Source organism: Rhizobium sp. NLR16a (genome assembly GCF_017948245.1).
GTDB lineage: Bacteria > Pseudomonadota > Alphaproteobacteria > Rhizobiales > Rhizobiaceae > Rhizobium.
This window is the reverse complement of the sequence record NZ_CP072870.1, coordinates 211,371-222,718: the sequence shown is the minus strand read 5'-3', so window position 1 is coordinate 222,718 and position 11,348 is coordinate 211,371. Positions and strand designations below refer to the sequence as shown.

General features: G+C 58.2%; 9 protein-coding genes and 1 pseudogene. 1 reads left to right on the top strand and 9 read right to left on the bottom strand.

The window, feature by feature from the left end; all coding sequences use genetic code 11:
- Positions 1 to 38: 38 nt before the first annotated feature.
- The 8 genes from J7U39_RS29985 to ugpB form a co-directional block, all read right to left on the bottom strand.
- Positions 39 to 572 carry an NUDIX hydrolase gene (locus J7U39_RS29985; protein ID WP_210633321.1) on the bottom strand — a complete coding sequence of 178 codons (534 nt, stop codon included), beginning with the start codon at positions 570 to 572 and terminating at the stop codon, positions 39 to 41.
- Positions 573 to 630: 58 nt separating this feature from the next.
- Positions 631 to 1,425 carry an HAD-IIB family hydrolase gene (locus J7U39_RS29980; protein ID WP_210633320.1) on the bottom strand — a complete coding sequence of 265 codons (795 nt, stop codon included), beginning with the start codon at positions 1,423 to 1,425 and terminating at the stop codon, positions 631 to 633.
- Positions 1,422 to 2,204, bottom strand: a complete 783-nt coding sequence (locus tag J7U39_RS29975) for a DeoR/GlpR family DNA-binding transcription regulator (RefSeq protein ID WP_210633318.1) — start codon at positions 2,202 to 2,204, stop codon at positions 1,422 to 1,424. Before J7U39_RS29975 ends, J7U39_RS29980 begins: the two co-directional genes overlap by 4 nt.
- A gap of 9 nt (positions 2,205 to 2,213) precedes the next feature.
- Positions 2,214 to 2,963 carry a glycerophosphoryl diester phosphodiesterase gene (locus J7U39_RS29970; RefSeq protein ID WP_210633316.1) on the bottom strand — a complete coding sequence of 250 codons (750 nt, stop codon included), beginning with the start codon at positions 2,961 to 2,963 and terminating at the stop codon, positions 2,214 to 2,216.
- A 61-nt stretch (positions 2,964 to 3,024) separates the two neighbouring features.
- Complete coding sequence (gene ugpC / locus J7U39_RS29965; protein WP_210633314.1) at positions 3,025 to 4,071, bottom strand: sn-glycerol-3-phosphate ABC transporter ATP-binding protein UgpC; 1,047 nt, start codon at positions 4,069 to 4,071, stop codon at positions 3,025 to 3,027.
- 1 nt (position 4,072) lies between these two features.
- On the bottom strand, positions 4,073 to 4,921 hold the full coding sequence (gene ugpE / locus J7U39_RS29960) for a sn-glycerol-3-phosphate ABC transporter permease UgpE (RefSeq protein WP_210633312.1): 849 nt from the start codon (positions 4,919 to 4,921) through the stop codon (positions 4,073 to 4,075).
- Positions 4,922 to 4,933: 12 nt separating this feature from the next.
- On the bottom strand, positions 4,934 to 5,818 hold the full coding sequence (gene ugpA / locus J7U39_RS29955; protein ID WP_210633311.1) for a sn-glycerol-3-phosphate ABC transporter permease UgpA: 885 nt from the start codon (positions 5,816 to 5,818) through the stop codon (positions 4,934 to 4,936).
- A 60-nt stretch (positions 5,819 to 5,878) separates the two neighbouring features.
- Positions 5,879 to 7,201 (bottom strand): sn-glycerol-3-phosphate ABC transporter substrate-binding protein UgpB, encoded by a 1,323-nt coding sequence (gene ugpB / locus J7U39_RS29950; protein WP_210633309.1) that lies wholly within the window; start codon positions 7,199 to 7,201, stop codon positions 5,879 to 5,881.
- Between the two features lie 474 nt (positions 7,202 to 7,675).
- Here ugpB and J7U39_RS29945 point away from each other — a divergent pair, with 474 nt between their 5' ends.
- Positions 7,676 to 8,968 carry a mechanosensitive ion channel domain-containing protein gene (locus tag J7U39_RS29945; RefSeq protein WP_210633307.1) on the top strand — a complete coding sequence of 431 codons (1,293 nt, stop codon included), beginning with the start codon at positions 7,676 to 7,678 and terminating at the stop codon, positions 8,966 to 8,968.
- Between the two features lie 211 nt (positions 8,969 to 9,179).
- Here the strand turns inward: J7U39_RS29945 and J7U39_RS32305 are convergent.
- Positions 9,180 to 11,282: pseudogene (locus J7U39_RS32305) on the bottom strand (EAL domain-containing protein).
- Between the last annotated feature and the right edge of the window lie 66 nt (positions 11,283 to 11,348).

Sequence of the window (11,348 nt, the reverse complement as noted above, 5' to 3'; positions counted from 1 at the left end):
CACGAACGGTAATCAGAACGAGGAGCCCCGCAATCGTATCAGCCGTGGTCAGACTTCTTCTGACCCCGAGGTTCAAATTCGACGAGCAGCGACTTGAGTTCGACCTCTCGAACTCGTCGCGCCGCCTCGTCAGGGCTGACCCATTCGAGAATACGCTGGCCTTGCTCCTTGAAGTCGTTTCCGATCTCGGTGACTTCGATCTGAAACAGATCGACGATACATGGCGCCACATCGCCGTCGTCGAATTCCTTGAGATAGGTATAGCGGCCGACAGGTTTCCTTTTCACCGCCCCGCGCATGCCTGCTTCCTCCCAGGCTTCGATCGCCGCCGCTTCGAAAGGCTTCTTTCCTTTCATCGGCCAGCCCTTCGGTATGACCCAGCGCGCGCGCTCGCGCGATGTGATCACGAGAATTTCGATCTTCGGCCCGCCATCGCAATAGCGGAAGCAGATGGCGCCGTACTGTTGGCGGAAGGCGCCGGCAAACAGCTTCGCAGGAACCGCAGCGAGCTGCCGCAGCAATGGCTGAGACTTGTCTGGTCGGGACTTGCTGCGTTTTTTTGTAGGCTTCATGACGCTCCGTCTTCAGCGCATCGTGCGGCCGCGCATGGCCTTGTGGGCTCCCCGCCGGTTATTCGCCGGTGGTCCTGGCATTCAGGATTGTCCCGGCAATGTCGGCAAAACCAAGTCCTGCCGGCTGGGAGGAGATCCAACGCGGCACATGCTGAAGGTGCGGAAGAACAGGAAGAATATTGCCGACACCGAAAGAGTTGCGGATGAAGCCGAACATCGGCGCATCGTTTCGAGAATCGCCGACGAACGCCGTGACCGATGGCAATTCTATGGGATCCACCCCGAATTTGCTGGTCAGGAGGCGCTCGCTCATGGCGCGTTTGTCATAATCGCCAATCCAGGTGTTGATGTGGATGGAACTGATGGCGACGGTGCCGCCGATTGCCCTGATATCGCATGCAAAATCTTCGACGTCCTGGGTATCATGACGCTGAATGTCGATTGCCACGTCAGCCAGGCGGAACACCTGGTCGTGTGCGATCTTGAATGTGCCGCCTTTTTCCGCGATCAGTTTTTCGATGGCACCAAGATGCTGGCGTTGACGCTCGCCCTGCAATGCGCCGTTCTCCCAGTAATCGAAAACAACCTCACCGTTGCGGCGGGTGACGGCATAAGCACCGCTTTCGCCGATGACCGCGGCAACAGGCCAGGCACGGACGATGTGTTCGCACCAGCCGGCTGAACCACCCGTGACCGGCACGACGGCGATGCCGGCCCGGCTGAGTTCCCAAAGGGCATCATAGGTGCGCGGCAGAAGTTTACCTTCTGTCGTCAGCGTGTCGTCGATATCGGTGAAGAGATAACGCACATGCTGCAATTCATGCGCGGAGGGTGCCAGATCTACGAACGTCACGTCATGTCCTCGCAGGTCACCACCTCCATGCTGCTATCGGCCAGCACACTGGCGACGGACGGATCGGCCGGCAGCCGATCCGTGTAAAAGCGGGTTATCTTATTGAAAGGTGCAACGCGCACCGCCGCATGGCGGGTCCATTTGCTGACGTCTGCAGCCAAAAGACGCGTTTGCGAATTCTCCAGAAGCGCATTGGTGATCTGCGCCTCGCTATAGCTGAAGTCCATCATGCCGTTCACCGGACTGAGTGCACCGGCACCGACGACGGCATAAGTCGCATAGAATTTTTCCACGAATTTGATCACATCGCTGCCCACGACGTCGCGGTCGTCATGGCGCAGCAGGCCGCCGGTGAGATGGACCTCGACACTCGGCGATTCGCAAAGGGTCAGAGCGACATGAATGTTGTTGGTGATAACAGTCAGCCCCTGGTGATCGCGCAACGCCTCCGCGACGAATTGGACCGTGCTGCCGATTCCCAGGAATACCGTCGCATCCGGGCCGATGTCGGCGGCGACCCGCTTGGCGATCAGCCGCTTGGCCCGACGGTTCAGTTGGGCGCGGGCGTTCAGCGAAATATTGCTGCCTTCGACCGGCACATCGACACCGCCGTGAAAGCGGCGGGCATGCCCGAGATCACACAGCGCATTGATATCACGGCGGATCGTCTGGGTCGTCAGATCGTACCGGCGCGCCAGATCATCGATATATTGGACGCCCTCCGTTTCGATCAGCGCCAGTATTTCGCGTTGTCGGCTCGATATGACCCGCTGCCCCATCGCTTTTTCCTATGAGAGATAGACACTCGGGTCGTCTGTTATCACACCGGTCAAGCCGACAGGCCAAAAAGATGCGAGGAGCTTGGGGTCATTGCAGGTCCATGCCCGCACCTTGATCCCCTGGTGCGCCGCCTCCTCAAGGAAACCGATGCTGAGAGACTTGTAACCAAGATGGATCGTTCTTGCGGGAATTGATTGGAGAACATCACTCCAGTCATCCGGCAGTCTACTCCACAACATAGCGAGCTCGTAACTGGGATCGATTTCGTGCATGCGCCTGAGCGCCGCCGCGTCGAAGCTCGATATCATGATCTTGGTCTGCGGCGCGCGCGCCTTCAGATGCTCGTCAACGGTCTTTACCAGCTGGTCGAGAGATTTGTGATGCGGATGCTGCTTGATCTCGACGTTGGCGTTCAATCCCAGCTCTCCCAATGCGGACAGGACCTCGGCAAGGGTCGGCAAGGGTTCGCTCTTGAAACGGGGGGCGAACCACGCGCCGGCGTCGATCTCCCGCAGGTCGGATGCAGTGAGATCGCCGAGCCTGCCGGTCGATGAGGAGCAACGGTCGACGGACACGTCGTGGATGACGACTGCGGTCCCATCGCCAAGGAGCGCGACGTCCAGTTCGACCCATTCGGCGCCCCGGTCCGCAGCCGCCCGAAACGCGGCAATCGTGTTTTCGGGCGCGACAGCGGATGCGCCTCGATGTGCTTGAACCTCACTGCGGCCGGGTCCGGATCGCGGCTCTGACTTTGGCATGTCTTTCTCTTTTTCCTCACTTTTCGACGCTGCAGATGTCGGACAGCTCTATCCGGCCGTTTCAGTCCGTACGTCGTCCAGTTTTGCTGTTGAATGGATGCATCTGATCAATCCGCGCGAAGATCTCGATCTTTGCAGTCTCGGCGAAGTCCGGCCGGCCCTGAACCGTCAGAACGACCGTCTGCTGGCCTTCCCCCAGTCTTACATGCAAGTGGCTTTCGCCGCCGATCGGCTCGAGCAATTCGACGATGGCGTTCAGACGAACGGAAGGCTCGCTGGGCTTTGCGATGAGAAGAGCATCCGGCCTGAGACCGACGATGTCCGTCCCGTCAGGCAAGGCTAGGACGTTCCTGGCATCGGCCGTACCCAGCACCTCGATCGGCACGAGGTTCATCGGCGGAGAGCCGATGAAGCCGGCAACGAACAAACTTGCCGGACGGTCGTAGACTTCAACGGGCGTTCCCACTTGTTCGACCAGTCCGCCATTCATGACGACAAGCCGGTCGGCAAGCGTCATCGCTTCGAGCTGATCATGGGTGACGTAGATGCTGGTGGTCCTCAGGCGGCGTTGCAGCCGGCGTATTTCGACGCGCATCTGCACGCGCAGCTTGGCATCAAGATTGGACAGAGGCTCGTCGAAAAGAAACGCCGCCGGTTCGCGCACGATGGCCCGTCCCATCGCGACGCGCTGGCGCTGTCCTCCCGACAATTCGCGCGGCTTGCGATCCAGCATTGGCCCAATTTCGAGAATGTCGGCCGCTTCCTTGACGCGGCGATCGATTTCCGCCCGCGGCGTGCCGCGGTTCTTCAGGCCATATTCAAGATTTCCGCGCACCGTCATATGTGGATAAAGCGCATAATTCTGGAAGACCATGGCGATATCGCGCTCGGCCGGCTCCGCCTTGTTGACGTTACGGCCGCCGATTTCGACTTGGCCGCCGGTGATCGATTCCAATCCGGCGATCATGCGCAGCAAGGTTGACTTGCCGCAGCCGGAAGGGCCGACGAGCACGATGAATTCACCGTCTTCGACCGTCAGGTTGATGCCTTTGACAGCAGGAATCGAACCATAGTTTTTCTTGACGTCGACGATATTGATCGGGGCCATTTCATTTCTCCGTTTCGACCAGGCCTTTGACGAAAAGGCGTTGCATGGCGACAATGACGAGGACGGGCGGCAAGGCGGCCAGGATGACCGCTGCCATGACAAGATTCCAGCGCGGCTCGGCATCCGCGACCGCGGCCATGCGCTGAATGCCCATGACGACGGTGTAGAGGCTCTGGTCGGTCGTGACGATGAGCGGCCACAGGTACTGATTCCAGCCGAGCACGAACAGGATTATGAACAAGGCTGCGATGTTGGTCACCGACAAGGGCAGCAGGATATCGCGGAAGAATTTCATCGGCCCCGCCCCGTCGACACGCGCAGCCTCCATCAGCTCGTCGGGCACGGTGAGGAAAAACTGACGAAACAGGAAGGTGGCCGTCGCCGATGCAATCAACGGAATGATGAGTCCGCCATAATTGTTCAGCATTCCCAGGTCGGCGACCACCTTGTAGGTCGGCACGATGCGCACCTCGACCGGCAGCATCAGGGTGATGAAGATCATCCAGAAGGCGAGCGTGCGAAAGGGAAATCGGAAATAGACGATGGCGAAGGCGGAAAGGATGGAAATGGCAATCTTACCGACCGCGACACCGACGGCCATGATCAACGAGTTGAACAGCATCGGTCCGATCGGCGGTGCGCCGGAACTCGTCATACCCGAAGACAGCATGGTCGAATAATTCTCAATGAGGTGCGGTCCCGGCTTCAGCGGCACGACACCGGACAAAAAGTCGTTGGGGCCATGGCTCGAGGCGATGAAGGCGATATAGACCGGGAAGATCACGATCGTGACGCCGAGGATAAGGACGAGGTGAGCCAGAAAATTCAGGAAAGGACGATTTTCAACCACCTTTGACGCTCCTCAATATTGCACACGGCGTTCGACGAAGCGGAACTGGACCGCGGTCAGAGCAACAACGATGATCATCAGTATGACCGACTGCGCTGCCGAGGAGCCCAGGTTGAGGCCGATGAAACCGTCGAAATAAACCTTGTAGACGAGGATTTCCGTGGCGCGCGCCGGTCCGCCCTGCGTCGTCGCATGAACGATGCCGAAAGTGTCGAACATGGCGTAAACGATGTTGATGACGACCAGATAGAAGGTTGTCGGCGAGATCAGCGGAAAGACGATCGTCCAGAAGCGCTTCACCGGCCCGGCGCCATCGATGGCGCCGGCTTCCTGGAGCGAGCGCGGCACGCTTTGCAGCGCGGCCAGGAAAAACAGAAAATTGTAGGAAATTTGCTTCCAGGTGGCGGCGATCACGATCAGGACCATCGCGTTGTCCGGATTGATCAGATGGTTCCAGCTGATCCCCATGCTGTGAAGCATATAGGCGACGATGCCGATCGAGGGATTGAACATGAACCACCAGAGTATGCCGGCGATCGCAGGCGCAACGGCGTAAGGCCAGATCAGCAAGGTCGAATAGATGCGGGACGTCCGCAGCACACGCATGGCCGCGGCGGCCAGAGTGAGCGCAATCGTCGTCGACAGAACCGTCACCGAGACGGCGAAAACCAGGGTGTGACCAAAGGCGTCCATATAGAGCGGGTCGGCAAACAGCCGGCGATAATTCTGGAACCAGACGAAGTTCGTTTTGAAACCGAACGCATCCTGGCGAAGGAACGATTGCCAGAAGGCGGTTGCGGCCGGCCAGAGAAAGAAGACGACGGTTATCAGAAGCTGGGGAGCAATAAGCAGATAAGGCAAAACCTTATTGGGAAAGACGGTTCGTTTCGTTTGCATGGGCCCTCACAGAATGACGGAGAGACAGGGGCCGGTTTGGCCGGCCCCTGCCCCGAGCCCTTAATTGGCAGATTCGAAATCGCGAAGCTGTTCGTTGCCGCGTGCGACGACGGAATCAACCGCTTCCTTGGCGGTCTTCTTGCCGCCGAGCAATGCCGCGAATTCGTCATCGATGATGCCGCGGACCTGGACGTAATTGCCGAAGCGGATGCCCTTGGAATTTTCGGTCGGCGTCACCCGCGTCAGCTGCTTGATGCCAACATCTGCACCGGGGTTCTTTTCGTAATATCCCTGCTCCTGGCTCAGCTTGTAGGCAGCCTCGGTGATCGGCAGATACCCCGAGAACTGATGCCAGTCGGCCTGAACTTCCGGCTTCTGCAGATAGGTATAGAATTTTGCCACACCCTTATATTCTTCTTCCGGACGCCCCCTCAGCGTCCAGAGTGTGGCGCCGCCGATGATCGAGTTGAGCGGCTGCTTGATGACGTCGTCATAATAGGGAAGCGGCGCAAAACCGACCTTGAAGGCTTTGGCATTGTTGATGACGCCCGCCCGGCCGGCGGACGAGTTCATGTACATCGCGCATTCCTGCGAATAGAACATCGGAGGCGCGTTATCTCCGCCGACCGGCCCGCCGAACTTGAAGAGCCCTTCGTCCTGCCACTTCTTCAGGTTCCCCCAATGGCGGATCGTCAGATCATTGTTGAAGGTGAACTCCGCATCCAGGCCGCCGAACCCGTTGGCCTTGGTGGAATAAGGCTTGTCGTGCAGGGCGTTGAGATTTTCCGTCTGAATCCAGGAGATCCAGGCGCTGGTGAAGCCGCATTTGGCGGCGCCCGACTTGATGATCGTGCGCGAAAAGGCCTCCACCTCGGCCCATGTCTTTGGCGGCGTCTCCGGATCAAGCCCGGCTTTCTTGAAGACATCCTTATTGTAATACATGATCGGCGTCGACGAATTGAAGGGCAGCGACAACACGTTGCCGCTGGTGTCGGAGTAGTAGCCGACAACCGGCGCGATGAACTTGTTCTGGTCCCAGGGTTCGCCTTGGTCCTTCATCAACTGATACACCGGATAGACCGCGCCCTGTGCTGCCATCATGGTGCCGGTGCCGACTTCATAGACCTGCACGATGGCCGGCTGTTGCTTGGCGCGGAACGCAGCGATAGCGCCCGTCAGCGTCTCGTCGTAGGTGCCCTTGTAAACCGGCACGATTTCATAATCGGACTGAGATGCGTTGAAGCCCTTGGCGATTTGCTCCAGCTTCGCGCCGTTCTCGCCGCCCATCGCGTGCCACCACTGGATTTTCGTGGCGGCCATCGCCGGAACGGACAAGGACAGGCTGGTCAATCCTGCGGACAGGAAAAAAGCGATCTTGTTCATAATCTCTCCCACTTCTCTCGGTCCGCAGCCTCCCGCTCCAGACGCGCGGATGGTAGCAGCCGAGTTTCACTTTGCAACAACGGAATGTTCACATGAACATTTGAAGCGCTCGTAAACCGAAGGCCGCACGGGCCTCCTGCTTCCAAAGCATGATTGGCTGGGCACGGATTTCGCCGTCAGCCACTCGGATGCTCGATACAGTGTTCAAATGAACGTCTTGTGTCAGTTGGCGCCGAAATATCATTTTTTGCGGGAACCCAGACTTTGCCGCAGCACCGTTCCATCTTCGACGTGAAGCTCAGCGAAAGCAGGCCGCACATGGCTGCGCAGGCGCGCAAGCTGCTCGATACCCCGCGAGTATCGTTTCATCGACCTGTTTTCGCACGACGAAATGGAATGCTGATGCTTGTTTCTTCCAAATGAACTAAACTCGTGCGCTAGCTTTCTCTAGCTGACATTCATCGGATCATCATCATGAATATCAGGCAGATGACCGAGATCGCCGAGCAGTGGCTAACGACATTCATTCTGAACGAATGGACGTTCTTTCAGCTTGCGATCATCGTGGCGGGCTTGGGTTTTGCGTCCTTACTTGCGTCACGCACAGAGCCTGCGATGGAGGCAAAGGCGCGCCTGATCAAGGGTAATCCAGACCTCCTTCGGGTCATCATTGCTCCTATGCGCCGGATGATGTGGCTTTTCCTTGTAGGTTGGTTATGGCTCGCCAACGTTGTGCTGAGCAAGAGCGCGTGGCCCTCACAACGCTGGCTTGTGTCAACGGCTCTGACGCTGGCAGCGGCATGGTTCGTCATCTCCGTTCTGACCAAAATCATCCGCAACCCAACCCTGTCACGCGCCGTCGCGATCGGCAGTTGGAGCTACATCGCTCTTTATGCAGTCGGTCTTGACGGCCCAGTTCTATCTGCTCTTGACGGTCTCGCGATTAATTTAGGCGCGGTGAGACTCTCGCTTCTGCTTGTGCTCAAAGCCCTCGTGCTGGCGATCGCCCTGATCTGGCTGGCCGTCCTCATTGGCAATATGCTTTCCCACTGGGTTCAGCGGTCGGCCGACTTGTCGCCTTCCATCAAGGTGTTGATCAGCAAATGCATCAAGATCAGCCTGATCATAATCGCTGGAGCCATCGCTTTGTCGGCGACCGGGGTCGACCTGACGGCCCTGACCATTTTCTCAGGCGCAGTCGGCGTCGGAATAGGCTTCGGCCTTCAAAAAGTCGTATCGAACTTCATATCCGGCATAATCATCTTGATCGACAAGTCGATAAAGCCGGGTGACACGATCACCCTTGGCGACACGTTCGGGTCGATCCGCGACCTGCGATCGCGGTTTGTTTCCGTCATCACCCGCGATGGCAAGGAGTACCTCATTCCAAATGAGGACTTCATATCGCAGCAGGTCGTCAACTGGTCGTTCTCCAGTGATTATGTGCGGATCGACGTTGACTTCGGGACGTCCTATAATAGTGATCCTCATCAAGTCGTTAAGATCGCCATTGCGACAGCATCGACCGTGCCCCGGGTCGCTAACGAATACAAGCCACCCGTCTGCTGGCTGACCGCCTTTGGCGCTTCGTCGCTCGACTTTCGGCTTCGCTTCTGGATCTCGGATCCAGCGAACGGGCTGACGAATGTTCGTGGGCAAGTCCTGATGGCGCTGTGGGACGCCTTCAAGAAAGCTGGCATCTCTATCCCATTTCCGCATCATGAAATCATCATGAAAAGCCCTATAGAGATCAAACAACAGGACTGATTTGCCAAGCCCGTCGATCCGCCGAGCGGATGCCGTTTTCGAACACGCTGCTGGAAGGCGACATCGATCTGTGCCGAACAGGAGCCGGCCTTGAAGAACAGGACGGCAGCGCCCGGACTGCTCACCGCCCCACCAGCCGATGCGGATCTTTCCACGGCGGCCGCCGGAGCCTTGTCGGAGCGGCTGATAGCGACGAACATCTCGCCCCCCGCTATCCGAGGAGACGACGCGGTTCCTCCTGCGGTCGGTCGGCGTTCTCCGTCACGTCGGGTTTGCGTGCACACAGGTATTCGCCAACATGTTCGCGACCCATGGGTTTGCCGAACAAATAGCCCTGCAGCGTGGTGCAGCCCATTTCCAGCAAACACATCGCCTGCCGATGGCTCTCTACGCCTTCCGCCGTGACCTTCATATCGAGCTTCCGCGCCAGATTGAGCACCAGTTCGACGATTGCGAGGCTCGATTCATCCACGAGCATGGTGTCGATAAAGCTCTTGTCGATCTTGATGATGTCGACCGGCAGACTTCGCAGATGCGTCAGCGATGCATAACCTGTCCCGAAGTCATCAAGCGCCACTGTCAGGCCCTTCTTGCGCAAACGTTGCAGGGTTGTTGCAACGGTATCTTCCAAGCCCTGCAGGAAGACCGTTTCCGTCACCTCCAGCACGAGCTTATCCAGCGGAATGCCTCTCGACGCAAAGGCGGCAACGATCCGGGTTTCCAAGTCGCCCCTCATGAAATCGGAGGCGCTTATATTGAGACCCACCCGCCCGAATTCCAGCCCGCGGTCGATTCAGCTTCGAATGTCGGTCGCGACCTGCTCGAGCATGCGGGTCGTAATGTGGTGGGCAACGCTTGGATCTGTGAACGCCTCGTGAAATTGCGCCGCCGACACGATTGAACCATCCGAATGCTGCATTCGCACCAGCGCTTCAAACGCCCATACCCGACCGTCGGCACAACCGACGATCGGCTGATAGTGCGGCACCATCCGATATTCGGTAAGAGCCGACTCCACCTCCCGGATGATCTGAATGCGTCGCGCTATCCTCGAACGCAGGCTGGGCTCGTAGTGGACATAGCTGCCGCGCCGCGTTTCTTTGGCATGATAGAGGGCGAAATCCGCGTTTTGCGAAAGCGTTGCGGCATCCATCCTGCCCTCCGAAATCGCTCCACCCACAGTTATCGTCGGATTTATCGTCGACCCCCCAACCTCCAGAGGGCGACCGATATATTCGATCAGGTGGCGGGCGAGCGAACCCATGCGGCGTACGCTTGCGGGCGCGTCCAGAATAACGGAGAACTAATCGCCGCCCAGGCGAAAGACCCTTCCTCGCTTTCCCAAGCGTTCATCCAGACGTGAGGCCACGCCTTTCAGCAGCAGGTCACCTGTCGCATGGCCAAGGATATCGTTCACTTGCTTGAGGCGATCGACGTCGATCAGCAGCAAACCGATGGAAGGAGCGTCGGCCGCTGTGAGCCGCTCCATATGAGCGTTGTAGGCTGCCCGGTTGCCAAGTCCGGTCAGCGGATCGGCGTTTGCCGCCTGGAGCAGACGTTGCTCGTACCGCACTTTTTCGGAAACATCCTGAACGATGCCAAACAGACGACTGGGCTTGTCGCTCAAGCGCTCGATATCGCTGACCACGCGAACCCAGCGCTCCTCCCCCTCTGGCGTCATGATGCGATATTCCCTGTCGATGCCGGCCGCAGAACCATCGAGGACATCGCGTATCCTGCGTCTGACGCTCTCGCGCTCTTCGGGAGCATAGCAGCCGATCACCTCCTCCGAGGTCATTCGTTTGCCGACCGGCAATCCAACGGTGCGGTAAATCTGGTCGGACCAAATGATCGTGCCGGTCTCGAGATCCATCTCGAAGCCGCCGACCTTGGCGGAGCGTTCAGTCTGCTCGAAGCGGGCCTGCTTCAATTCAAGTTCACGTTGCTGCTCTCTCAGCAGGCTTTGCTGACGATGTTCCCTGATGAGGCCGACGACGACGCTTGCCAAACTGCGAAGCTGTCCGAGATCCCGATCGCCGAAGCGGCGGTTCTTGGTGTCGAGGACGCAGAAACTGCCGTAGCAGGTCTCCCCTTCCGAAAGCGGCACTCCCGCATAGAACCGGACCGAACGCTCTCTGACGAAGACGTTTCCGGAAAAGCGAGAATCCTTGTCGGCGTTTTTAACGACGAGCGGTGACTTCGTTTGTACGATGTGGCTGCAGAAGGAATGCTCGCGAGGCGTCTCTTTCAAAAAGAGACCGTGCTCGGCCTTGAACCACTGCCGATCCCCGTCGACGAACGAAACCAACGCCATCGGCATGTCGAACACGCTGCAAGCCAGCCGCACGATTGCATCGAACTCTTCCGTCGGCGGCGTATC